This is a genomic window from Streptomyces sp. NPDC026206, from assembly GCF_040638465.1.
GTDB lineage: Bacteria > Actinomycetota > Actinomycetes > Streptomycetales > Streptomycetaceae > Streptomyces.
In genome coordinates, this window is sequence record NZ_JBEZYL010000005.1 from 112144 (window position 1) to 134875 (window position 22732).

21 protein-coding genes and 1 pseudogene are annotated in these 22732 nt (G+C 72.8%); 12 read left to right on the forward strand and 10 right to left on the reverse strand.

Going from position 1 to position 22732, the window contains the following annotated elements; all coding sequences use genetic code 11:
* Positions 1–3: 3 nt before the first annotated feature.
* Positions 4–200, forward strand: a pseudogene (locus tag AB0F13_RS10530) (IS1380 family transposase); the annotation flags it as partial.
* Between the two features lie 287 nt (positions 201–487).
* Here AB0F13_RS10530 and AB0F13_RS10535 read toward each other — a convergent pair.
* Positions 488–904: an SsgA family sporulation/cell division regulator gene (locus AB0F13_RS10535; RefSeq protein WP_362078349.1), complete on the reverse strand. Its 417-nt coding sequence runs from the start codon at positions 902–904 to the stop codon at positions 488–490.
* A gap of 250 nt (positions 905–1154) precedes the next feature.
* Between AB0F13_RS10535 and AB0F13_RS10540 the strand changes: the two genes are divergently transcribed.
* The 3 genes from AB0F13_RS10540 (at position 1155) to AB0F13_RS10550 (ending at position 4686) form a co-directional block, all read left to right on the forward strand.
* On the forward strand, positions 1155–1877 hold the full coding sequence (locus tag AB0F13_RS10540) for a GAF domain-containing protein (protein ID WP_362078352.1): 723 nt from the start codon (positions 1155–1157) through the stop codon (positions 1875–1877).
* A 675-nt stretch (positions 1878–2552) separates the two neighbouring features.
* Positions 2553–3944, forward strand: a complete 1392-nt coding sequence (locus tag AB0F13_RS10545; protein WP_362078355.1) for an RDD family protein — start codon at positions 2553–2555, stop codon at positions 3942–3944.
* Positions 3945–3999: 55 nt separating this feature from the next.
* Complete coding sequence (locus AB0F13_RS10550; RefSeq protein WP_362078358.1) at positions 4000–4686, forward strand: RDD family protein; 687 nt, start codon at positions 4000–4002, stop codon at positions 4684–4686.
* Here AB0F13_RS10550 and AB0F13_RS10555 read toward each other — a convergent pair.
* The 7 genes from AB0F13_RS10555 to AB0F13_RS10585 all read right to left on the reverse strand — a co-directional run bounded on the left by AB0F13_RS10555 (position 4672) and on the right by AB0F13_RS10585 (position 11473).
* Positions 4672–4947: a hypothetical protein gene (locus tag AB0F13_RS10555; RefSeq protein ID WP_362078361.1), complete on the reverse strand. Its 276-nt coding sequence runs from the start codon at positions 4945–4947 to the stop codon at positions 4672–4674. The two genes, AB0F13_RS10550 and AB0F13_RS10555, sit on opposite strands and share 15 nt — an antisense overlap.
* Before the next feature lie 211 nt (positions 4948–5158).
* The gene (locus AB0F13_RS10560; protein WP_362078364.1) at positions 5159–5923 is read right to left on the reverse strand and encodes a creatininase family protein; all 765 of its coding nucleotides are present in this window, start codon (positions 5921–5923) and stop codon (positions 5159–5161) included.
* On the reverse strand, positions 5920–6828 hold the full coding sequence (locus AB0F13_RS10565) for a dihydroorotate dehydrogenase (protein WP_362078367.1): 909 nt from the start codon (positions 6826–6828) through the stop codon (positions 5920–5922). The genes AB0F13_RS10560 and AB0F13_RS10565 overlap by 4 nt, the downstream gene beginning before the upstream one ends.
* Positions 6825–7361, reverse strand: a complete 537-nt coding sequence (locus tag AB0F13_RS10570) for a hypothetical protein (protein WP_362078370.1) — start codon at positions 7359–7361, stop codon at positions 6825–6827. Before AB0F13_RS10570 ends, AB0F13_RS10565 begins: the two co-directional genes overlap by 4 nt.
* Positions 7358–8767, reverse strand: a complete 1410-nt coding sequence (locus AB0F13_RS10575; protein WP_362078373.1) for an aldehyde dehydrogenase family protein — start codon at positions 8765–8767, stop codon at positions 7358–7360. The genes AB0F13_RS10570 and AB0F13_RS10575 overlap by 4 nt, the downstream gene beginning before the upstream one ends.
* Positions 8764–10116, reverse strand: a complete 1353-nt coding sequence (locus AB0F13_RS10580) for an ATP-grasp domain-containing protein (RefSeq protein ID WP_362078376.1) — start codon at positions 10114–10116, stop codon at positions 8764–8766. Before AB0F13_RS10580 ends, AB0F13_RS10575 begins: the two co-directional genes overlap by 4 nt.
* Positions 10100–11473 carry an amidase family protein gene (locus tag AB0F13_RS10585; RefSeq protein ID WP_362078379.1) on the reverse strand — a complete coding sequence of 458 codons (1374 nt, stop codon included), beginning with the start codon at positions 11471–11473 and terminating at the stop codon, positions 10100–10102. The genes AB0F13_RS10580 and AB0F13_RS10585 overlap by 17 nt, the downstream gene beginning before the upstream one ends.
* 287 nt (positions 11474–11760) lie before the next feature.
* On the opposite strand from AB0F13_RS10585, the gene AB0F13_RS10590 reads away from it, so the two are divergent.
* Both AB0F13_RS10590 and AB0F13_RS10595 read left to right on the forward strand, forming a co-directional pair.
* The gene (locus tag AB0F13_RS10590) at positions 11761–12699 is read left to right on the forward strand and encodes a 3-oxoacyl-[acyl-carrier-protein] synthase III C-terminal domain-containing protein (protein ID WP_362078382.1); all 939 of its coding nucleotides are present in this window, start codon (positions 11761–11763) and stop codon (positions 12697–12699) included.
* A gap of 27 nt (positions 12700–12726) precedes the next feature.
* Positions 12727–13623 carry a hypothetical protein gene (locus tag AB0F13_RS10595; protein WP_362078385.1) on the forward strand — a complete coding sequence of 299 codons (897 nt, stop codon included), beginning with the start codon at positions 12727–12729 and terminating at the stop codon, positions 13621–13623.
* Here the strand turns inward: AB0F13_RS10595 and AB0F13_RS10600 are convergent.
* Both AB0F13_RS10600 and AB0F13_RS10605 read right to left on the reverse strand, forming a co-directional pair.
* A complete protein-coding gene (locus AB0F13_RS10600) occupies positions 13506–14921 on the reverse strand; it encodes a condensation domain-containing protein (protein WP_362078388.1) in 1416 nt (471 codons plus the stop codon). The two genes, AB0F13_RS10595 and AB0F13_RS10600, sit on opposite strands and share 118 nt — an antisense overlap.
* A gap of 73 nt (positions 14922–14994) precedes the next feature.
* Positions 14995–15372 carry an ectoine synthase gene (locus tag AB0F13_RS10605; RefSeq protein ID WP_362078391.1) on the reverse strand — a complete coding sequence of 126 codons (378 nt, stop codon included), beginning with the start codon at positions 15370–15372 and terminating at the stop codon, positions 14995–14997.
* A gap of 198 nt (positions 15373–15570) precedes the next feature.
* Here AB0F13_RS10605 and AB0F13_RS10610 point away from each other — a divergent pair, with 198 nt between their 5' ends.
* Genes AB0F13_RS10610 through AB0F13_RS10635 form a run of 6 tightly spaced genes read left to right on the forward strand, consistent with a single transcriptional unit; the run spans position 15571 to position 22730 of the window.
* Positions 15571–16752: a sugar phosphate nucleotidyltransferase gene (locus AB0F13_RS10610; protein WP_362078394.1), complete on the forward strand. Its 1182-nt coding sequence runs from the start codon at positions 15571–15573 to the stop codon at positions 16750–16752.
* Complete coding sequence (locus tag AB0F13_RS10615; protein WP_362078397.1) at positions 16749–18242, forward strand: class I adenylate-forming enzyme family protein; 1494 nt, start codon at positions 16749–16751, stop codon at positions 18240–18242. Before AB0F13_RS10610 ends, AB0F13_RS10615 begins: the two co-directional genes overlap by 4 nt.
* A complete protein-coding gene (locus AB0F13_RS10620) occupies positions 18235–19554 on the forward strand; it encodes a nucleotide sugar dehydrogenase (protein ID WP_362078400.1) in 1320 nt (439 codons plus the stop codon). The genes AB0F13_RS10615 and AB0F13_RS10620 overlap by 8 nt, the downstream gene beginning before the upstream one ends.
* The gene (locus tag AB0F13_RS10625; protein WP_362078403.1) at positions 19547–20515 is read left to right on the forward strand and encodes an NAD-dependent epimerase/dehydratase family protein; all 969 of its coding nucleotides are present in this window, start codon (positions 19547–19549) and stop codon (positions 20513–20515) included. The genes AB0F13_RS10620 and AB0F13_RS10625 overlap by 8 nt, the downstream gene beginning before the upstream one ends.
* Positions 20512–21579, forward strand: a complete 1068-nt coding sequence (locus tag AB0F13_RS10630; protein ID WP_362078406.1) for a glycosyltransferase family 4 protein — start codon at positions 20512–20514, stop codon at positions 21577–21579. The genes AB0F13_RS10625 and AB0F13_RS10630 overlap by 4 nt, the downstream gene beginning before the upstream one ends.
* Complete coding sequence (locus AB0F13_RS10635) at positions 21576–22730, forward strand: DegT/DnrJ/EryC1/StrS family aminotransferase (RefSeq protein WP_362078409.1); 1155 nt, start codon at positions 21576–21578, stop codon at positions 22728–22730. Before AB0F13_RS10630 ends, AB0F13_RS10635 begins: the two co-directional genes overlap by 4 nt.
* Positions 22731–22732: the final 2 nt, after the last annotated feature.

The window sequence follows — 22732 nt, forward strand, 5'->3', positions numbered from 1 at the left end:
TTGCGGATCGCGGTCGATCCGGCGGTGATGCTCGCCGACGGCGGCGAAGCGACAGTGGACCTTGCCTGCTGCGAGACCAGGCGGAGGTGTTCGGCCCGGTTGCCTCCACTCCTACCGCCTGGCGCCTGCCGGCGGGCATCGACCCGGCCGCACTCGCCCGGCCGGGCTCGGCGAGGGCTGCTGTCCGGGAGGTCGCCTGGCTGCACCGTGCTGCACGCAGCCGCCCGCACCACCCGCGCAGGCCGCCGTCTTCACCTGCGGATCGCCGCCGGCCGGCCCTGGCGGCATGAGCTGGTGAACGCTTTCGCCTGCCTCGCGGCCCTGCCGAGGCCGGCAACCTGACCAGCGGCGCTGCCCCTGCCCATCCCCGACCGAGGAACCCCGGAGCGCCCGACCCGAGCGCCGGGGCCCCGGCCATGCCCACCGCCGGCGGTCACGGCCCACCCCAGTCAGCCCAGCTCAGCCGACCCGAACTGAAACGGGGAGGCTAGGCGCCCGAGGCCAGCAGCTCCCGCAGGGCCTCGTCGAGGGCGAGCCACTGCCGCTCCTCGCCGGGCGCAACGGCCCGCAGCGTCCGGTCCAGCCACGCCGACACCACCCGCGCCGGGGCCTTCAGCAGCGCGTGACCCTCCGGCGAGGACAGCGCGACGCATACCACCGGGCGCCCCGCGTCCCTGCCGGGGAACACCCGCACATCCCCCTCGCCGGTGACCCGGAACGCCCCTTCCACCAGCAACTCGCGTGCGAACGTCCACGTCACCGGCTTCTCCGAGGTGATGTGAAAGGTGATGTGGACGGCGTACGGGTCCTCCGTCCGGTAGACCAGCCGGGCCGCGACCGGAATGTTGTGCTCCGGTGACAGCACCATGTCGACCTTCAGTTCCAGCTCCACCACGGTGTGCATGTGCGGGACCTCTCTCCTCGGGGTCGGTACCGGAAGAGAGCGCGCGGGGCGGGTCTCATTACGCGACTTCGCGCGACTTCTTCCGGCGTGGCGCGCGGCCCCTGCAGAGGGCGCACGTGCGGGAAGTGCTACCCCGGTTGCGCCGAAACACCTTTTCGTTCGGGATCACGGCTTCGTTCGGGATCACGGCCGCGGGAATGCCGGAATAATGGACCGCTATCGCAGCGGCTGATGTCCCGAAGAAGGTGTGATGGCGGACAGCAAGAAACAATCGAAATGGCGCGATTTCTTCTTCTATGCACTACCTGTTGTCTCCCCTGGGCTGACCGTTCTCTGCACCACGCAAATCGGCGGGGCGAGCGGCGCCGGAAAAGTGCTGCTCATCGTCTGTTCGGCGATCTCGGCCATGCTGGCGCCCTTGCTTTCGCTGCTTGCCCAGCGCCGCTACCGGCAGGTCGAGGGAATCAAATTCGAGGCGGCGATGTCCGCGGTCATCGACCATATGGGGACACTCACGGCGGGGCCGGACGACTCCCTGGCCATCCTGCGGCAGATCCACGACCGGCTCATCACCACCCTGGCGAAGGACGCCAGCCCCCGGGCACGGGCGGCGTTCTACTCCCTGGACGAGGACGGCCGTCTGAAGCGGGAGGTGGTCTTCGGCGGTGCCACTCCTCCGGAGCGGTTCGACGAAAAGGACGAGGCGGCTCTGCTCTATGCGATACGGCAGGGCGAGCCGGTCTATATTGTCGACAACCGGGACACCAAGGGTAATTTGAAAATCAACCTGGGTGATGACTACCGGGCCGCCGTCGTCGCCCCGGCGTACGCGGGGAGCGTCCCGCAGGGGGTTTTGATTATCGACGCGCCCAAGGCGAAAGAGCTCTCCAAGGTGCGCAAGTCCTACGTGCTGGTGTTCGCGCACATGATCGGTACGGCGACCGCCCTGGGGCGCAGGGAAATTGCGGAATGATTCGCTCTTTTTTGGATGTCGGCAATCGACGAGGTGAGACTACCTCAGCGATGGGGTAGAAGGTGTGAAGGTGCGGCGAAACGGGCGTCGCGGGCCGCGACGCCCTAGGGTCGGCACACGTCTACGCAGGGCAGGGGGTCCCTATGATCACGCGGGATGGCGAGATCGTCGAGTCGGGGCGGCGCTGGATGGCCGGTGAGCTTTCGAGCGACGAGTATTTCTCCAGGGTGCGCCAATCGACGGCCATAGCTCCGGGGTGGGAATTGGTGCGGAACGTTCTCTGTGGTGTTCTCGCGCTCCTGCGTTCCCTGCGGAGCCACTAGCTTCACCGCGGCCGGGCCCCGGAGTGTTCGGAAGCCGGCCGCGGTGTCCGCACGTACTTGCGAGCGGTCCTCGTTCGGGTGTCTTGCGCTCCGCTCCGAACCCCGTCCGCTGTCGCCCGATGGCAGTGTTTCCGCCGGTCTCCTTCTTCCGGCGGCCCCGCTCTTCGTTAGTGTCGTGCCGGGGCGGACGCAGGCGCCCGCCCGGGTCCTGTGGTACGTACGACACGTACCCGAGCTCGAGCCGAGAGCCGTGGTGTGCCCCCGCTCGCGCGGCCGCGCGGCCGGGGGCCATCGATGCCGGAGACGGCGGATAGGTCAAGTGTGTTGTGCATGAACGGAGTTGGGGGCATTGGTGACCTCTCCTGACGGTCCCGGGGACACCCCCCGCGAAGGCTATTACCCCGACCCGTCCATTCCCGGCTACATCCGCTACTGGAGCGGCACGGCCTGGGTGCCCGGCACCAGCCGTCCCGCGCCCGCCGAGGGCGAGCCCATGCCCGCGCCGCCCGCCTCGGTCGCCGCCGCGCCGGGGCCCGTGCTCGCCCCGCCCGTACCGCCGACGCCGCGCCCGGCCACCGGCGGCGGCCGGCCCCCGGCGGGCGGGCAGCTGCCGGACGAGACCGGGCCGGTGTTCCTGGACGAGGACCCCGGGCTTGCGGAGGCCCGCGGCGAGGCGGCCCGCGCCTGGCAGGCGGACACCGCGCACCAGGACGGCTTCGGCGGGGAGAAGGATCGCCGCGTCTCCTGGGGCGGCAGTGCGGGCGGCAGCGGAGGCGGCAGTGCAGGCGGCAGCGACGGCGAAGGCGGCGGCTCCGCCGCCCCGGCGCTGCCCAAGGCCCGCGACCCGCGCCTGCCCGCGCCGCCCGCCGAGGAGGCCGTCACGCCCCCGGCGGGGCAGACCGGCGTCCCCGGCCAGGGCACCCTCAACCTCCGCCCCAAGCCCCACGGCGCCGCCCCGGGCGGCCCGCCCGCCCCCCTGCCGCTGTCCGGGCCGCGCCCGGCCCCGGCCGCGCAGCCGGCCCCCAAGGCGTGGCCCGGCCCGCGCGACCGGGAGGCGCCGGCCGAGCCCGAGGCCGCCTCCCTGCCGGCCCGGCGCCCGGAGTCCGCGCCCGTCCCCGCGGACCGGCCCCAGCCCGTGGGCTGGGCCCAGCAGGTACAGCAACTCGCCCAGCAGCAGCCGCCCGGCGGGGGCGAGGGCGTCATGCCCTGGAAGCCGCCCAAGGACGACCCCTTCCTGCTGGCTGCCCAGGCGCAGGGCCGCCCCGCCCCGCTCGGCCGGCGGCTCGCGGCCCGGCTGCTGGACACCGTCGTGCTCGGCGGTGCCGTGGGCGCCGCCGCCGCACCGCTGTGGGGCAAGTCGGTCGAGCACATCGACGCGAAGGTGGAGCAGGCCCGGCAGTCCGGCGAGACCGTGCGCGTCTGGCTGCTCGACGGCACGACGGGCACCTACCTGGCGATCGTGCTCGCGGTGCTCCTGGTCGGCGGTCTGCTCTACGAAGCGCTGCCCACGGCCAAGTGGGGGCGCACGCTGGGCAAGAAGCTGTTCGGGGTGCGCGTGCTGGACATCGAGTCGCACGACACGGTCCCGTTCGGGTCGGCGGTGCGCAGGTGGCTGGTCTACGGCCTGCTGGGGGTGCTCGCCGTGGGAGTGCTCAACGTCCTGTGGTGCCTGTTCGACCGGCCGTGGCGGCAGTGCTGGCACGACAAGGCGGCCCGTACGTTCGTGGCGTCGGCGAAGAGCTGACTCGAACGGCATGCGGCCGGATGCGGGAATCGCGGGCCTGCGTTCCACTGGGGCCATGAGCACCGACCAGCCGCAGGGCGACGACCCCTTCAAGAAGCGGCCCCCGGATCCGGAGCCCTCCCCGCCGCCGCCCTATCCGGGCTCCGGGGCCGGTGGCGGTACGACCGGTGGCCCCTACGGCGGCGGGGGAGGCGGCCCGCAGGGCGGTGGTCCGTACGGAGCCGGTGGCGGGGGTCCGTACGGCGGTGGTGGCCCGGGCAGCCCCTACGGCGACCAGTACGGCGCCGCCGACCCGCTGGCGGGGATGCCGCCGCTGGCGAGCCGCTTCCGGCGGCTGATCGCGCGGATCGTCGACGGGCTGATCATCAGCATCCCGGTGAGCACGGTCTTCTCGCTGGCGAACTCGTACGACCCGTGGAAGGACCAGGGCAAGTCCACCGGCCTGTCCATCATCATCGCGCTCGTCTACTTCCTCTACGAGGGCCTGATGCTGACCACGCGCGGTCAGACGCTCGGCAAGATGCTGCTGAAGATCCGGGTCGCGATGCTCGACAACGGCGCGATCCCGGAGGGCAGGCCGGGCTGGACGCGCGCGGCCGTCTACTCCCTGCCCCAGATCGTGACGTGCTGCGGCTTCGTCTTCTGGCTGGTGAACGTGTTGTGGTGCACCTGGGACGAGCCGTACCACCAGTGCATTCACGACAAGGCGGCCAAGACCGTGGTGGTGTCAACCGTGCAGTGAGCGATCCCCCGCGCCCGCGCCCGCGGTGGCCTGACCCGCGTGCGCGGGCGTGCGCCTTTCGGGCAACGGGGCCGCCCCGGCCGTGCGGTGACGCGGCGTCCGGACGGTCAGGGAGACGGCCAGGCCGAGCGCGAGGGCGGCCAGTGCAATGACCGCGACGCCGATCCCGGAACTCGCCTGCGACAGCAGCAGCAGGGCGAAGGCCGAGAGGGCCGTGGTGGCCGATCCGTAAGCGAGCTGTGCAGGAGTCGGACGCGGCATGGCGGGATCCGTCCTCAGGGCAAGGGCAACGGTATGGGGGAGTGCGGAGCCGACTGGTACGTACCGTTGGTACATACCGCTATCGACTCTACGATGCTCTCTGCCCGAGGGGAACTGGCGGTAAGCGTGACCTAACCCACGGTACTGGGAGCATAAGGGGCGCACGGGGTCGAACAGCACGCCGGGAGTGAGACGGGCGCACTTGTGCCGGTCAGGCGGCCAGCGCCGTCATGACGGTGTCGACCACGTGCCAGAACAGGCGCTCGCCCAGGCGCGCGCTCGCTCCCGAAGTCGAGGAGAGCACCCCCTGGTTGGACATCAGGTCCACATCGACCGGGTGCCGGTACACGCCCGCCTGCGGCGGGGTGTCGTGATCCGGACGCCCGGCGCGCACCGACTCCGGCCGCAGATACAGCATCAGAGAGGTCTCGGTCAGCCCGGCGTGCTCGGCGTGCCAGCCGGGGAAGGCCGGCACGTGCTCGCCCAGCCAGTCCTCCCGCACCATGCTCCACCAGCTGAAGGCGGTGATCTCCGTATCGGGGAAGGTCCTGGCCGGCTCACAGCCGTCGATGGCCTCGAAGAGCAGGGCCTCGTTCTCGTAATGGCCGTTGATGACCACCAGCCTGGCCGGGCGCAGAGCGGAGAGCGCGGTCAGACAGTGGGTCAGATAGCCGATGAACGCGGCGCCGCCGATGTGGACGGTGCCGGGGAAGTGCAGGCCGCCGCCGCTCTGCGGCAGCGACCGGGCGGAGAACGGCTGGCCGGGCAGCAGGAAGCCGTCCGTCTCCCTCACCACCTGCCGCGCCAGTGCGTCGGGAATGTCGAAGTCCACCGACAGCGGCAGATGCGGACCGTGCTGCTCCAGCCCGCCGACCGGCCAGACCAGTGTGGCGCCCCGCATCGCGGCCAGGACCTCGGTGCTGGTCAGGTCCCCGTAGGAGCGCACCGAGGTGTGGCGCCGCCGTTCACCCGTCATCGCCCCACGCTCCGTCCCACCAGAGCCGACGTCGTGGTCCCGTGGCCGCGCAGCCAGCCGTCGAAGCCGTCGCGGATGCGGGCGAAGGTCTCGTGCATGGTGGTGTGCAGGGCGGTGTACACCTGGACGACGTCGGCCCCCACGCTGAGGTACTCCACCACGTCGGCGGCCTCCTGCACGCCGCCGCTGCCCAGCACCGCCACTTCGAGGCCCTGCCGGCGCAGGGCGAAGATCTCGGCGAGGACCAGCGGCTTGATGCCGGGGCCCGAGTAGCCGAAGGAACCCCCCAGGCGGACCTCGCCGGTGACGGCGTCCACGCAGAGCCCGGGGACGGTGTCGCTCAGGGTGACCGCGTCCGCCCCGGCCGCCACGGCGGCCGCGACCCGCTCGCCCACCCCTTCCCCGGCCGCCAGCTTGACGCTGAAGGGCACCGGGACGCTTTCGCGCACGGCACGGGTGTAGGCGGCGACGCGCTCCGGGGTGTCCTGAAGGCCGCCCTCCTCGTTCAGGCAGGAGATGCCCAGTTCGAGGGCGCGGCTGCCGGCGGCCACCACGCGCCCGGCCAGCCCGGCGAGTTCAGCGGGCGTGTCCGCGTGCAGCGAGGCGATCACGGGCAGCCCGTCGCGGGCGAAGCCGCGCAGCATCGCGCACCAGTCGTCGACGCTCCGCCGCGAGTACGTGGTGCTGTTGAGCATGCCCGTGGGCAGCCGCAGCAGCCGCTCGTCGCCGGAGCGGGGCGGGGACGGATGGATGGTCTTGGTGACCACCGCGCCCGCCCCGGCGGAGAGCAGCCTGCGGATGTTGCGCTCCTGGTCGGTCAGCAGCCCGGAGCCGACCAGGACGGGCGAGGACAGCGACAGGCCGAGCACCGTGGCCGCGGCGGGGTTGTACGTACCGGTGGTCACTCCGACATCACAACCCCCCGGGTGACCGAGGTGAGCAGCCGCAGCAACCCGGCGGGGCTCCGGTGCACCGAGGCCAGGTCGAAGACCGACACCCTGGCCACCGAGGGCAGTCCGCGCAGCAGATGGCTGGCGTTGGGCGCCATCGGCGTCGGGGTCACCAGCACGATCGGCTTGTCCAGCGCGGACGCCCACCCCAGCTCGATGTGGGTGCCGTCGGTGCGCATCAGGTCGCCGTGCTCGTACACCGGCAGCACGGGCACGAACACGTCGCAGCGCCGCATCCAGTCGAAGTCCCGCACGCTGACCTGCTCGGGCGAGAACAGGGCGGTGTCCACCCCGAACTTCTCGGCGACGTGCGCGGAGAAGACGGTGCCGTTCACGGCGGAGACCGCCTCGATGACGTCGTGTATGGCGTGCCGCAGCGGCCCGTGGAAGCTGTCCTCCTCGATGGCGTGCTGGATCGGCCCTCCGACGAAGACGTTGACCCCGGACAGGTCGACAGGTTCGAGGCTGTCGAGCGAGATGTCACTCATGGCTTCTTCTGATCTCCTTCGTGACGCGCAATGTGTTCGATCTTCATCTGGGTGTATTCGAGGAGCCCCCAGTAGCCGTACTCGACCCCGAGCCCGGACTGCCCGTGCCCGCCGAACGGCACGTCGTGGCGCAGGTCGCCGTGGGTGTTGATCCACACCGTTCCGCAGTCCACGGACCGGGCCAGCTCCCGGGCCGCGGACTCCTCCCCCCACACCGAGCAGCCCAGGGCGTAGGGGGAGGAGCCGACCCGTTCGACGGCCTCGGCCGGCTCGTCGTAGGCGATGACCGGAATGACCGGGCCGAACTGCTCGTCGAGCTCCAGCCCCGTGCCGGGAGGCAGATCGGTGACCACCGTGGGCCGGTAGAAGTGCCCCGGCCCGTCCGGGGCGCCGCCGCCGGCGACGATCCGCGCGCCGGCCCGCACCGCCCCGTCCACCAGGACGGTGACCCGGTCGAGCTGGGCCCGGCTGATCAGCGGCCCGAGGTCGGTGGCGGGGTCCATGCCGTCGCCCAGGGTGACGGACAGCGCCAGCTCGCCGAGGACCTCCGTCAGCCGGCGGTGCTGCCGGCGCGGTACGTAGACGCGCTTGACGGCGGCGCAGAACTGGCCGCTGTTGACCAGCGCCCTGCGGAACAGCTCCCGCGCCACCGTCTCCGTATCCGCACCGGGCAGGACGATCGCGGCGTCGTTGCCGCCGAGTTCGAGCACCACGCGCTTGAAGTCGCCGGCCGCCGTGCGGGCGATGGTGCGGCCGGTCGCGACGGACCCCGTGAAGGAGATCAGCCGGACGGCGGGGTGGCCGGTCAGCGCCGCACCCAGCGCGGCGTCACCGGCGACCACGGTGAGCACGCCCGGCGGCAGGGCGTCACGGAGTGCTTCGCCCATCAGCAGGCTGGACAGCGGGGTGTCGGGTGACGGCTTGAGGACCACCGTGTTGCCCGCGAGCAGCGCCGGAGCGATCTTGCAGACCGCCAGGACGAGGGGAAAGTTGGACGGCGCGATGGCCGCGACCACACCGTGCGGCACCCGGTTCAAGGTGATGTGCGCGGCGGCGTCGTCCACCAGGCGGTCGGCGCCCGGGCACAGCCGCGCCGTGTGCCCGAACCAGTCGCAGGCGAGCCGCACTTCCGCACGGGCGTCCCGCAGTGGCTTGCCCTGCTCCCTGGTCAGCAGTTCGGCCACCTCCTCCGCCCGGGCTGCCAGCGCGCTGCCGCACTCCCGCAGGTGCGCGGCCCGGCGCCGGACCGGCAGGGCCGACCAGGCGGGACGGGCGAGGGACGCCTCCCGCAGCACCGTGTCGAGCCGCTGAGGGGAACAGGCGGGAGCGTGGGCGAACACCTCGCCGTGCGCGGGGTTCTCCACCGCGATGGCGTGCTGCCGCTCCGTGGCCGGGTGGGTGATCACGTCCTGCCTCCCGTCGTCGCCGTCGCCGGATGTGCGGCCGCCCGGCCGTCCCGGGCCAGCGCGTCGTCGACCGCCCGGTGGGCGGTCTCCGCGATGAGCTCCGCCTCCTCGGCCGTCGTGGCCAGCACGACGATCCCGAAGGAGGGCCGGGGCCGGCCGAGGTTGCGCACGGTGGACGGGTAGGCGCGCACGCCGCGCCGCCACAGCTCCTCGAAGACCGGCCGGACGTGGCGTTCGTAGGAGGGCGCCGTGCCGATCCGCAACGGCAGCATGTCGTGGGAGTACCCGGCCAGGTCCTTGCCGGGCGCGTCGTCCAGCAGGGCGATCGCGTGCATGGCCCCGGTGCGCCGCGCGTTGACCTCGGTGACGTACAGCTCGCCGTCCGTGCCGGCGATGCAGTCGACACCGAGCCAGCCCCTGAAGCCCAGCTCCTGCGCGACGGCTGCGATGTGCCGGCCGGTCGTCAGCAGGCGCCGCTCCGTCCCGGCATCCAGTACGCCGGGGCCCACCCGCAGGCTGCGGTAGCGCAGGCCGTCCACGGCCAGCACGCTGGCCACCGCCCGCTCGACGCCCCGGTCACCGATGAGCATGTCCACCGCAGGGCAGCCGCCCTCGTGCTCGATGTACTCCTGCACGCACACCGGGAACGTGCCGAAGAACGGCTCCCTGCTCACCGCCTGCCAGAACTTCGCCGCACCGCCGTGCTCGGACCGCACCACGGTGGAGCCGTCGCCGCCGACGCCGTACATGCTCTTGACCACCGCACGGCCGTGGGACCTCAGCACGGCCGACAGCGCGCCCTGCAACTGGGGCCAGTTGGTGACGGTCAGGCCGCGCGGCACCCGCAGCCCGGGCACCCGCGCCGCGAGGTCGACGCAGCTGAGCTTGGCCTCCAGGTAGTGGCTGGACCAGTAGTCCTCCTGCTCGGCGACGTCCAGCCGTACGGCGGCGCCCCAGCTGCGTACCGCGGCGGCCAGCGCGTACACCTCCGGTGCCGCGCCCCAGGTCAGCAGGCGCACCTCGCGGCCGGCGAGCGCGCCGCGCAGGGCGGCCAGGGCCCGCTCGTCGTGCAGCAGATCGCTGATCAGCCGGCCGGTGCGGGCGGCCGGGCGGACGACGGGCGGGGTGTCCTGCCCGAGCCCGCGGTGCACATCGTCCAGCCAGGGCTCGCTGTATCCGGCGGGCAGGACCAGCACCCGGTCCGCGGAGCTCCAGAAGACGCACTGGTCGGCCAGCGCCGTGCCGTACTCCACGAACGCCTTCTCCGTGCCCGGATCGAACGTCAGGAGCGGGTACTTCACGTTGAACTCGACATTGTTGGGGACGATGAGGTCAAGGGGTCCGGGCATCTGCTCCCGCCAGCGAGGGTGTCGGGGAAGGGGGACGACCGAGCGGGGGAAGGAGCCGCGCCAGCGCTCCGGCCAGGGCCAAGGTGGTGCGGTCGGCCAGGTAGGGGCCGCAGACGGCGATGCCGACCGGCAGGCCGCGGCTGTCGCGGCACACCGGGACCACGGTCGTCGGCAGATAGCTCACACCGGTCAGCCCGGCCCAGACGATCTGGTCCCAGTAGGGCCGCTCCTCGCCGCCCACGACGATGCGGCGCTCGGGGAACGGGCGGTGGTCGTGCGGTATGGCCGTGGTGGGGGCCACCGGCAGCAGGATCGCGTCGTGGCCGGCGAAGAACGACTGCCACAACAGTCGCATCCGCGCCCGCTGTTCACCGGCCTCCGCCCACGCCCGGTGGCTCTGCGCCACATGCCCGGCCCCCAGCTCCGAGCCCGCCTGCCCGGAGCCGTCCGCGATGTCCTCGATCCGGCGGGCGGAGTAGTCCCCGTAGGCGACGGGAGCCAGCAGCCGGCGGAAGACCCGGTCGCTCGCCTCCAGCCGGATGCCCGGCGGAGCGGCCTCCTCCACGAGGACACCGCTGTCCGACAGCAGCCCGGCCGCGTACCGCAGGGCACGCTGGACCTCCGCGTCCACCGGGCAGTACGGGTCGTCGAACCAGGCCGCGACCCGCCGGACCGGCCGCGCGGGCGGCAGGGTCAGCCGCCAGGCCGCACTGTCCCAGGAGTGCGGCCCCGCCACCGCCTCCAGCAACTGCTCCAGGTCCGCGACGCTCCGCGCGAACGGGCCCACCGCCGTGATGTCGGAGGTGGTGTGCGCGAAGGGCAGGGGCGGCACGTGGCCGTAGGCCGGCACCACGCCGAAGCTCGGCTTGTGGGCGAAGACCCCGCAGTGCGCCGCGGGGATCCGGATGGAACCGGCGACGTCGGACCCCAGCTCCAGTGGCGAGAAACCCGCCGCGACCGCGCCGGCCGCCCCTCCGGACGACCCGCCGGGCGAGAACTCCGGCCGCCACGGGTTCCGGGCCACCCCGAACAGGTCGTTGTAGGCCTGCACGTCGGTGGAGTTGCGCGGCAGGTTGGTCTTGCCGAACACGATGCAGCCGGCCCGGCGCGCCGCGGCCACCACGTCCGCGTCCTGCCGCGGTACGTAGGAGGCCAGCGCTTCGGCGCCCCCGGTGGTCCGCAGCCCGGCCGTGGCGAAACAGTCCTTGACCGTCATGGAGACGCCGTGGAAGGGCCCGAGCGGACCACCGCGCACCGTCGCCTCGTCGGCCTCCGCGGCGCGGGAGAGGGCACGTTCGTCGAGGGTGACGACGAGACCGAGCGCCTTGTCGTGCCGTTCGATGCGGTCGAGCAGCACGGCGAGATATTCCCGTGCGGAAATCTCACGGCCCTTAATCGCCCGGGCCACCGAACGGGCGGGCCACCAGCACAATTCCTCTTCCGGTGACACGGTTTCCGGTGACACGGTGCCGCACCCCCTGAATGTTTTCCGTTTCCGAAACACGTTCGATCCGAGCCCGAAACAGTCTCCATGGGCGCCGGGTGCGGGCGCACCCCCTCTTTGGGCTATGACCGTCCGGCTACACCGATCGCCCGCCTGTTCGCATCTGCTGAATCCGGCGGTCGCCGTGGACCATCAGCCGGGTGTGGACGCACATCGACGCCATCGCCGCCTACTCGCCGCAGCAGAGCGTGCCCGTGGTGCCCTATCTGCGCCGCCTGGGAGTCGGCCCGCAGGAGGCGCTGCGCTACGAACGCTTCTACGGGTTCTCCCGGGTGCGGCTGGACCCGCGGGGCACCCTGACCGGCCTGCTGCTGGCGGCCGCCGGCCGGCTGGGGACGCTGCGCGGCCGCGAGGACCGCGTCCGGTACGTCCTCCACGCGCGCACGGTTCCCGTGGCGTCGCCCTACCCGGCCAACCCCGTGCACGAGGTCCGCGACGCCCTTGGACTGCGGCACGCCACGGCGCTGACCGTGTCCCAGCACGCGTGCGCCTCCGGGCTGCTCGCGGTGCGGCTGGCGGGCCGGCTCCTGGCCGGCCACGGCGACCCGGACGGCCTGGTCCTGCTCCTGACCGGCGAGAAGGCGTTCACCCCCGCCGCCCGGCTGATCGCCGACACCGCCGTCATGGGGGAGTCCGCCGCGGCCGTCCTCATCGGCCGCGGCGGCCCGCACGACCGGCTCCTGGGCTCCGCCACCCGGCTGCGCGGCGACTTCCACCAGAGCCCGCTGCTGCCCCCCACCGCCGACCCGCGCATCCAGCAGGGCTACACCGGCCAACTGGCCGGGGTGATCCTCGACGCGGTCGGCCGGGCCGGGCTCGCCCCCGCGGACATCCGCCTCGTCCTGCCGCACAACGTCAACCGCATGTCGTGGCCGCGCGTCCTCAGAAAGACCGGCATCCACGGTATGGCCCGGCTGTTCCTCGACAATCTCCCGGAGACCGGGCACTGTTTCTGCGCCGATACCTTCCTCAATCACCACGCTGCCTGCGCGCTCGGCCGGCTCCACCCCGGAGACCATTACGTGATGACATCGGTCGGGCTCGGGGCGGCATTCTCCGCAATGGTTTTCCGGCGCTGATCACCGACCGAAAAGCGAGGAGACAAGGTGGCGCACCACCCGCTCCGGATCGACCGGATCGCCTACCGGGCCTTCTCCGGCGGGCAGGCGTACTCCGCCGCCGACAAGGCCTATTTCACCGACCTCGCCGACCACCACGGCCTGGCGCCGCACGATGACGTACTGGCCGCCGGGCACACCTCGTTCACGGCCATGACCGATGCCCTGCTCGGGCAGCTGCCGCCGCCCACCGCCCCCTACGACCTGCTGCTGCTCGCCCACGCCGCACCGGACTCCGAAGCCGGCTGGCCGGTGTGCCGGGCCTGCGCCGTGGTCCCCGTCGACGGCCCGGCCTTCTCCCTGTCCGACCAGGGCGTGGCCGTCCCGTTCACCGCGCTGCGCGTCGTGGCCGACCACGCCGCCCGGCGCGCGCTCCTGCTGGTCATGGACCAGGGGACGCGGCCGGTCGGGCCGCCCGTGCCCGCCGGGGAGCGCGGCGCCACCGGGGTGGCGCTGGTCCTCACGGACGACGGAGCGCTGGGCGGCGTCCGTGTGGACCAGCACGCCGGCGTCGGCCCCGCGCAGGTCCCGGGCCTGATGGAGAGCGCGCTGGCCACGGCCGGGGACTGCTCCGTGATCCTGGGTGCCGCTCTCACCCCGCACTGGCCCGCGGCGGGCCGGTGCGGACCGGCGGGCGGGCGCACCCTGTACCGGGCCCATGCCGGACGGCCGTGCACGGGTCTGTGGACACGGCTCGCCGACGAACTGCCGTCCCTCTCACGGCACGGCGGACGGCTGCTGCTCGCCGACTACGACCCGGCCCTCGGCTACCTCGGCCTGTGCACCGTCGACGTCAGCCCGGAGACCGGCCCGGCCTCCTCGGGCCGCAGCTCCCGGACGGCGAACTCCACGAGCAGCCGCTCGACGCCCAGCAGGAACGCCTGAACCTCCTCCGGCGGCAGCACGGCGGTGTCCGCGCACAGCACCATCCGCAGCCGGCCGGGCACTTCGTCGTCGACGACGAGGAAGAAGTCCTCCGCCTCCTCGAAGGCGTCCGGGACCACGGTGGTGGCGGCCATGGCCGCCCGCACGGCAGCGGCGTCGACGGGCCCGGCAGGCCCCGGGGCGTCCCGCCCCTCACGGACGTCGTTGAAGCAGCACGACAGGGACAGGCGGGTGCCCCGCTCCCGGCCGGCGCGGTGGATCAGCTCCTCGACCCGGTCCGGGTCGTACAGGCCGTTGCCGTAGGCGGTCATGGACGCGGCGAGCGCACCGCGCACGACGTCGGTGACGGTCGGCCCCCTCAGGTCCACGGTGGTCAGGATCTCCTGGTGCAGATTGGCGACCGCGCCGCGCAGCCCGGCGGCGAAACGGTTGGCGACCAGCAGCCGGACCGCACAGGTGGGCAGCCCGGCCCGATGGCCGAGCAGCAGCGAGACCGCACCGAGCAGCACCGCGGAGGTAGTGGCCCGGCAGCGGTCCGCGAGCGACGGCAGGACCATGGCCACGGCCCGTGAGTCCATGGCCGCGCTGGAGAACCGGCGCGGCCCGCAACCGGCGGCGCGGTGGGGGAACATCGTGACCGGCGCGCGCTCGAGCTGCCGCCGCCAGTACCGGTGCGACCTCTCCAGCACCTGCCGCCCCTCCGCCGAGGCCTCGTACAGCGCCTGCTCGACGGGCTGGCGGGAGGCCGGGGGCGGCGGGGACGGCCGCCCGGCGGCCCGTGCGGCCAGCAGCCGGGTCAGCTCACCGGCGAGCACGCGCAGGGACATCAGGTCGGCGGCGATGTGCGAGACGCACAACGCGGCCAGCACCGGCACCCCGCCGGCCAGCACGACCATCGCCCGCAGCAGCGGAGCCGTCCCCGGGTCGAACCCGCTGCCCCGCATCCGCCGCTGCCAGGCGTCGGCCAGGACCTGCGGGTCCTCCCCGGGCGCCGCCGACCACAGCTCGGCCTCGAACGAGCCGTCCCGCACCACCTGTTGGACCAGCGTTCCGCACCCGGCGGTGCGGAAGGCGGTGCGCAGCGACTCGTAGCGGCCCACCAGCTCCGCGAGCACGGCGAGCACGTCGTCCGCCCGCGCCCCCGGCGGCAGCCCGACGCGGTAGACCTGGTTGTAGAACGCCGGGTCCGGCAGGGCGCGCTGGATGAGCCGCCACATGTGCCGCTGCGCGCAGGTCGCCGGCGCGGTGACGGAACGCTGCCCGGACACGGGGACCCGGCGCCGTACGACTTCTGCCACGGATCGCTTCCTCTCGTGCGCGGCGGGAACGGCACCGGCCGCGCACGCGGGCGGCCGGCCCTGCCCGGGGCTGTCAGTAGCTGGAGTGGACGCCCGGGACGAGCAGATGCTTCTCCGGGCCCCGCAGCGCGGGAGTGAAGACGCACATGAGCGTCATGCCGCTGGAGGAGCGCAGCACATGAGGCTCGCCCTTGCCCGGCGAATAGAGCATGCCCGGCCTGATCTCGAACAGCCCGTCCTCGGATTCCACCGAGCCCGCGCCGTGGACGCAGTAGCAGACCTCCACATGGTTGTCGTAGCGCAGATAGGACTCGGTGCCCGGCCGCACATAGGTCTCGGTCAGGCTGAACCCGAGATCGTCGGCATCGACGAGCAGCCGGCGGCTCGTGCCGTTGCCCCATTCCACGTCATGTGTGGTGCCCACAATTTCATTGACGGACCTGATTAACACCCTTCACCGTCCCATTTTTTCGGTGATCGCTTCGGATGCCGTCAACGTACCGAAATTTGTCGACAGGAGTCACCCGCACCTGTGGACATAGCCGATCGGCTACCCCAACAGCGCGGCCACTGTGGCCTTTCCGGACGGCCGGTGGCCGCCGAGTATTGCTGCGACGAGTTTTTTGCGGGCTCCAGCGGGGAGAAGCTCTTGCGTGCGATCATTTTGACGGGGGGCAAGGGAAAACGGCTGCGGCCGTATACGGAACACCGGCCCAAGGCCCTGGTCGAACTCAGCCATTACCCCATCCTCGAGGTCATCATCCGAAGGCTGCGCGGCGCCGGATACGACCGGATCACCCTGTGCGTCTCCCATCTCGCGGGAATGATCAGACGGGAGTTCGGCGACGGCGGCTCGCTCGGGGTGCGCATCGACTACAGCGTGGACGAACGGCCGCTGGGCACCGCGGCCCCGCTCGCCGGCGTGCCGGACTGGGACTCGCCGGCACTGGTCATGAACGGCGACGTGCTGACCACCCTGGACTTCGCGGACCTCCACCGCGCCCACGTGCTCAGCGGCAGCCCGCTGACCGTCGCCTCCTACCGCAGTCCGCTGCCCATCGGCTACGGCGTCCTGGACGTGCTCGACGGGCGGGTGAAGGGAATCTGGGAGAAACCCGTCCTCGGCCTGGAGATCTCCTCCGGAATTTATGTCGCCGACCCTTCCGTGTGCGAGGTCATCACGCCCGGGGAACCGGTGGACATGCCCGACCTGATGCTTTCCCTCCTGCGTCGCGGCAGCCCGGTCAATGCCTATTCATTTTCCGACCGATGGCATGACATCGGCACACCGGAGCGCTATGAGGAGGCCCAGCAGTACTTTGCCGAGAATCCGGAACTCTATCTGCACAACCACACATCCGATGCGGCCGGGGAACAGCAGGAGACGGCCTCGGCAATACCGTTCAAGCGCCTGTACGGCGGCGATCCCACGGGATCCGGAAAGGACCACGGGCCAGCCATGAACCAAGCACCGGACGACCTCGCCTCAGCCATAGCGCAGGAGATGGGAGACATCCTCGTCAGCCGTCCCCTGGAGCCGATGGACGACTTCTTCCTCGCCGGTGGTGACTCCTCGCGCGCCATCGAGCTGATCTCACGGCTGATCGAACGCTGCGCCCCCGCCGACGCCGAGGCCGCCGACCGGCTGCACGCCGCGCTGATGCTCGCCGTCTTCGACGACGCCAGCCCCGCCGCCCTCGCCGAGGTGGTCCAGCAGCACACCACAGAGCAGCAGCACACCACAGAACGGCAGCACACCACAGAGCAGCAGCGCCCCCCGGCGCAGCACACCACAGGGCAGCACGCCACCGGAGAGAACCCCCGCCGATGACGGGCACCGCATCGCCTCCCACCGTGGCGGGCCTGCTGCGGGCGCACGCCATGCGCGCCGGCGACCGGGTCGCCGTGCGCACCCGCTCCACCGCCACCTGGTCCACGACGACCTGGGCCGAACTGCGCCGCGCGGCCCTGTCCGTGGCGGCGCACCTCGGCGGCGCGGCCCGGCCGCGCGGCCCCGCGATCGTCCTGGTCGACAACACTCCCGCGAGCGTGGCGAGCGTGCTCGGGCTCGCCCTGGCCGGCGTCGACATGCTCCTGGTGGAGCGGGAGAACTCCTACCTGTCCGACGAGCGGTCGGTGGTCAACCGCCTCCCCGCGACCGCGATCGTCTGCCCGGCCGACGTGCAACTGCCCGCACTGCCGGGCCTGGTCCAGCACACCTTCGACGAACTGACCGCCGGCCCCCCGGCCGACGACACCTGCCTGCCGGAGAACCCGCGATCGGCGGTCCTCCAGCTCACCTCCGGCTCCACCGGCGAGCCGAAGATCGCCCGGCAGACCCTGGGCAACACCCTCACCGGCGGCGCCCTGTACCGGGACCTGCACAAGGTCACCGAGGCCGACACCCTGTTCGCCATGGTGCCGCTGGCCCACTCCTTCGGCCTGGTGGGGGCGCTGGCCACCGCCCTGGTCACCGGCGCCGGCCTGATGACGATGAGCCGCTTCACCCCGGGGGCCGTCCTGGAGGGCCTCCGCGGCGGCGCCACCGTACTGCTGGGCACCCCGCTGGTCTACGAACTGATCGCACCGGTACTGCCCCGGGACGCCACCGGCACCCGCGTCAGGACCGCCCTGTCGTCCGGCGGGCCGCTCACGCCCCGCCTCGGCGGCGCCGTCACCGAACGCCTCGGCGTGCCCGTTCACCAGATCTACGGCAGCACCGAGACCGGCCTCATCGCCTGCCAGTACGACCGGCCTGAGCCGTGGCCCGGCAACTGCGCCGGCGTGATGGCCCCCGGGGTCCAGTGGCGGCTGCGCACCGGCGAGTCCTCCTGGGCCGTACACGGCCGGGGCCGGCTGTTCGTCCGTACCGCCACCATGTTCCTCGGGCACCAGGGCAGCACCACGTCCCCCCTCCTCGACGACGGGTTCCTCGAATCGGGGGACCTGGTCGAGGTCGACGAGGGCGGCCACGTCACCGTCCTGGCCCGCAAGGACACCTTCGTCAACGTCGGCGGCAGAAAGGTCAACCCCCGGCGCGTGGAGCGCGTGGTCGCCGGACACCCGGCGGTCCGCGAGGCGTTCGTCTACGGCCGGGCCGCCGCACGCGACGGCGAGGAGGAGATCCACGCCGCCCTGGTGCTGCACCCGGGCGCCGACACCGGCGAGATCGCGCGCTTCTGCCGGTCCCGCCTGATGCCCTACGAGGTCCCGCACCACATCCACGTCATTCCCGCCGTGCCCCGTACGGGCATGGGCAAGGTCGACCGCAGCAAGCTACTGGACGCCGTGCGAGCGGCAGAGGAGAGAGTCAATGGGTGAAGTCAACGACCCCCGGGGCGGCTATGTCGCCGTGGTCGGACTCGGCTACGTGGGGCTGCCGCTCGCCGTCTCCCTGGCCGCCGCCGGAGTGGACGTCGTCGGCGTCGACGTGTCCGCGAAGGTCCGAGAGAGCCTGCGCGAGGGGGAAGTCCCCTTCTACGAACCGGGAATGACGCAGGCGCTGCGGGCGCTGCCCGAGGGCCGCCTCACGGTCGTGGAGCAACTGCCCGCCGCACCGCCGCACGCCGTGGTGATCTGCGTGGGCACCGCCGTGTCACCGGAGACCGGCCGGCCCGCCCTCGGCCACCTGGAGGCGGCCGCCGACGCGGTGGCCGCCGTCGCCGGCGAGGACACCCTGGTCGTCGTGCGCAGCACGGTACCGGTGGGCACCTGCCGCGAGACCGTGCTGCCCCGGCTGCGCGAGCGCGTGGCCGAGCCGCTCCTGGCCTTCTGCCCCGAGCGGCTCATCCAGGGCAGGGCGCTCGCCGAGGTCACCACGCTGCCGCAGATCATCGGCGCCCTCGACGACCGCTCCCGCGAACGGGCCCGTGAGCTGCACGCGCACGTCACCCCGGACCATGTGGCGGTCTCCTCGCTGGAGGCTGCCGAAATGATCAAACTGATCTGCAACGCCCACACCGACCTCATCTACGGCTTCGGCAACGAAGTCGCCATGATGGCCGCCCCCTTCGGGCTCGACGCGGACGAGCTGATCAGCAGCGCCAACCTGCGCTACCCCCGGCCCGACCTGTCCCGGCCCGGCTTCGTCGGCGGCAGCTGCCTGACCAAGGACCCCTACCTGCTCACCTACGGCACGAGCCAGGGGGGCTACGACGCCCCGCTGGTGACCGCCGCACGCAAGGTCAACGAGAGCGTGCCCCGCTTCGCGGTGGACCGTCTGCTGAGGGCCCTCGAAGCGGGCGGCGGCCGGCCGGCCGCCGACGCCAAGGTCCTGGTCTGCGGCATCGCCTACAAGGGCCGGCCCGAGACCGACGACGTCCGGGGCGCGGCCTCCGTCGACGTCGCCCGGATCCTCGGGGACACCGTGCGGACCCTGGCCGGGCACGACTTCCTGGTGCCCCAGCACCGGATCAAGGAACTCGGCTACCAGCCGGCCGGCCTGGAGGAGGGCATGCAGGACGCCGACGGCCTGATCCTGCTCACCGACCACCCCGGGTACGCCGGGATCACCGCCGACGCCGTCCGCTCCCGGCTGCGCGGCCCCCGCGTCGTCTTCGACATGTGGGGCGTGGCCGAGGACGAGCTGGGCCACGCGGACGGCATCACCTACCTGAGGCTGGGCCGTGGCTGACCGGGCGCTCATCACCGGCGGAGCCGGCTTCATCGGCCTGCACCTCGCCCGCAGGCTGCTCGCGGACGGCACCGACGTCATCCTGCTCGACGACTTCTCCCGGGGCAGGACCGACGAGGAGTTCGCCCACCTGCGCGCGGACGTCACCGTCGTCGAGCACGACCTGCGGCTGCCCCTGCCCCCCGACAAGATCGCACCGGTCGACGACGTCTACCACCTGGCCGCGGTCGTCGGCGTGCGGCGCAGCAACGAGATGCCGGCCCGGGTGCTGACCACCAACATCCTCGCGACCGTGCACCTGCTGGACTGGTGCACCCGCACCTCGCCCCGGTCGGTCTTCCTCAGCTCCACCAGCGAGATCGCCGACGGCGCGGTCGGGCTCGGCCTGGCCACGCTGCCCGCCGGCGAACAGGTCCCGTACGTGCTGCCGGACACCCGGCTGCCACGGGCGTCCTACTCGCTGAGCAAGGTCGTCTCCGAGACGCTGATGTGGCAGGGCGGCCACGACTTCCGCGTACGCATCGGCCGGTACCACAACGTCTACGGCCCGCGCATGGGCTACTCCCACGTCATTCCGCAGTTCATCGAGCGGCTGCTGGCCGAGGAGAACCCGTTCCGCATCCACGGCGCCCACCAGACCAGGGCGTTCTGCCACGTGGACGACGCGGTGGCCGCCACGGTCGCGCTGACCGGGCTGCCCGGGGCCGGGCCGTTGCTGGCCAACATCGGCAACGACCGCGAGGAGACCGACGCCCGCGACCTCGCCGAGCGGCTCTTCGCGGTGGCCGACCGCAAACCGGACGTCGAGGTCCTCCCGCCCCCGCCGGGCTCCCCCGACCGCCGGCTGCCCGACCTCACCGCCCTGCGCGGCCTGGCCGGCTACGAACCCCGCATCGACCTCGACACCGGCCTGCGCCGCACGTACGAGTGGTACGCGGCCAACCGGCGGGAGCCCCGGTGAGCGAGGTCCTCGTGGAGTTCGGCGGCTACGGGCTGGCCCAGCACGCCGGCGCGGAACGCATGGGCTGGCGCACCACCGAGCGGCTGGCCGCGCGCGGCCACCGCGTGGTGGTCCGCACCGACTCCGCACCACCACCGGGCCTGGACCGGGAGGCGGTACGGGTGGTGGCCCCGGGCCGGCCGGTGACGGACGGCCGGCTCCGGCTGGTCCACGCCTACGACCTGGGCCGGCCCGCGAACGTCGCGGCGGCCATGGAGACGGCACGCGCACACCGGGTGCCGTTCGTGCTCACCCCCGCGACGACCGTGGACCTGTGGCCCGACCGGGAGCTGGGCCGCAGGGCCTGCCGGCAGGCCGCCGTCGTCTACGCACTGCCCGGAGCCGAGCGCGCCCGGCTGCGCTCGGCCGGGGTGAAGGACGAACGGATATGGCCCATCCCACAGGCCCCCGACCTCACCGGCAGGCCCGACCCGCCGGCGTTCCGGGCGCGGCACGCCATCGACGGCCCCGTCGTGCTCTTCGTGGGACGCCGCGTCACCGGGAAGGGCTACGCCGCCCTGCTCGACAGCGCGCCCCTGGTCTGGGCACACGTCCCCGACGCCGCCTTCGTCTTCGCCGGCCCGGCCGCCGAGCCGGGCGTCGAGGAGCGCTTCCGCGCCGCCGCCGACCCCAGGATCCACGACCTCGGGGCGATCGGGGAGCAGGACAAGCACGACGCCCTCGCCGCCTGCGACGTCCTGGCCCTGCCGACCACCGCCGATGTGTTCCCGCTGGTCTTCACCGAGGCCTGGGCCTGCGGCAAACCCGTGGTCAGCGGCCGCTTCCCGGGTGTGGAGGACGTCGTACGGCACGGGCAGGACGGGCTGATCACCGGCTCGGACGTCACCGAACTCGCCGCCGCCCTGGTGCGCCTGCTCCGCGACGGCGGGGCCCGGCGGGCCATGGGCGCGGCCGGACTCGCCAGGGCCCGCCGGGAGTTCGGCTGGGAGGCCGTCGCGGCCTGCGTGGAAGCGGGCTACCGCCTGGCCACCGAGGACACGCTCGCACCGGAGGGGAAGCCGTGAACAACGATCCGCAGTGGAAGGTGACGGTCGCCGACGCCGCCGTCGGCGCCGAGGAGGCGGCGGCGGTCACCGCCGTGCTGGAGTCGCGCTGGCTCTCGGTGGGGGCGGTGACCCGCGCCTTCGAGGAGGAGTTCGCCGAGCGGCTGGGCGCGGCCGACGCGGTGGCGGTCAGCAGCGGCACCGCCGCCCTGCACCTGGCCGCCCTCGCCCTCGGCATCGGCGCCGGCGACGAGGTGATCACCCCGTCGCTCAACTTCGTGGCCTCCGCCGAGGTCTGCGCCCTGCACGGGGCCCGCCCCGTCTTCGCCGACGTCCGCTCCGAACAGGACCCGGTCATCGACCCCGAAGAGGTCCGGCGGCTGCTCACCGGCCGCACCAGGGCCGTCTTCGCCATGCACTACGCCGGCTACCCCGCCGACCTCGCCGCCCTGCGGGCCCTCTGCGACGAACACGGCGTCGCGCTCATCGAGGACGCCGCGCACGCGCCGCTGGTCTCCGTGGGCGGGGCGATGGCCGGAACCGTCGGCGACATCGGCTGCTTCAGCTTCTTCGCCACCAAGAACCTGACCACCGGCGAGGGCGGCATGGTCGTGGCACGCGACCCCGGACTCCTGGGAAGGATCCGCTCGATGCGCTCGCACTTCCTCACCAGCACCACGATGGAGCGCATGCGCACCGGCGGGATCTCCTACGACGTCCCCGCCATCGGGCTGAACTACCGGCCGACGGAGATCTCCTCCGCCATCGGACGGGTCCAGCTCCGCAGGCTCACCGCGGACCGCGAGCGCCGCCGCGCCCTGAGCACCCTCTACCGGCAGCGCCTGCGCGGGGTGGGCATCCCGTTCGCCGGCCGCACCGGGGACAGCGCCCACCACCTGGCCACCGTCATCCTCCCGCCCGGCGCCGACCGCGAAGAGGTCCGGGCGGCGCTGCGCGCGGCAGGCGTGCAGACCTCGGTGCACTACCCGCCGACCCACCAGTTCTCCTACTACCGCGACCACCACCACTCCACCGCACGCCCCCTGCCGGTGACCGAGTCCATCGCGCCGCGCCTGCTGACCCTGCCCCTGCACGCGCGCATGTCCGACGCGGACGCCGGGCTGGTCGCCGACACGCTGGGCGGCGTCCTGCACCGGCCGGCGAAGGCCTGACG

What these genes read in the sequence shown, in the direction of transcription:
- AB0F13_RS10555 (WP_362078361.1), bottom strand. Translation starts at nt 4,947, where the DNA reads ATGCCGCGTCCGACTCCTGCACAGCTCGCTTACGGATCGGCCACCACG.
- AB0F13_RS10550 (WP_362078358.1), top strand. Translation starts at nt 4,000, where the DNA reads ATGAGCACCGACCAGCCGCAGGGCGACGACCCCTTCAAGAAGCGGCCC.
- AB0F13_RS10615 (WP_362078397.1), top strand. Translation starts at nt 16,749, where the DNA reads ATGACGGGCACCGCATCGCCTCCCACCGTGGCGGGCCTGCTGCGGGCG.
- AB0F13_RS10540 (WP_362078352.1), top strand. Translation starts at nt 1,155, where the DNA reads ATGGCGGACAGCAAGAAACAATCGAAATGGCGCGATTTCTTCTTCTAT.
- AB0F13_RS10620 (WP_362078400.1), top strand. Translation starts at nt 18,235, where the DNA reads ATGGGTGAAGTCAACGACCCCCGGGGCGGCTATGTCGCCGTGGTCGGA.
- AB0F13_RS10580 (WP_362078376.1), bottom strand. Translation starts at nt 10,116, where the DNA reads ATGCCCGGACCCCTTGACCTCATCGTCCCCAACAATGTCGAGTTCAAC.
- AB0F13_RS10570 (WP_362078370.1), bottom strand. Translation starts at nt 7,361, where the DNA reads ATGAGTGACATCTCGCTCGACAGCCTCGAACCTGTCGACCTGTCCGGG.
- AB0F13_RS10535 (WP_362078349.1), bottom strand. Translation starts at nt 904, where the DNA reads ATGCACACCGTGGTGGAGCTGGAACTGAAGGTCGACATGGTGCTGTCA.
- AB0F13_RS10560 (WP_362078364.1), bottom strand. Translation starts at nt 5,923, where the DNA reads ATGACGGGTGAACGGCGGCGCCACACCTCGGTGCGCTCCTACGGGGAC.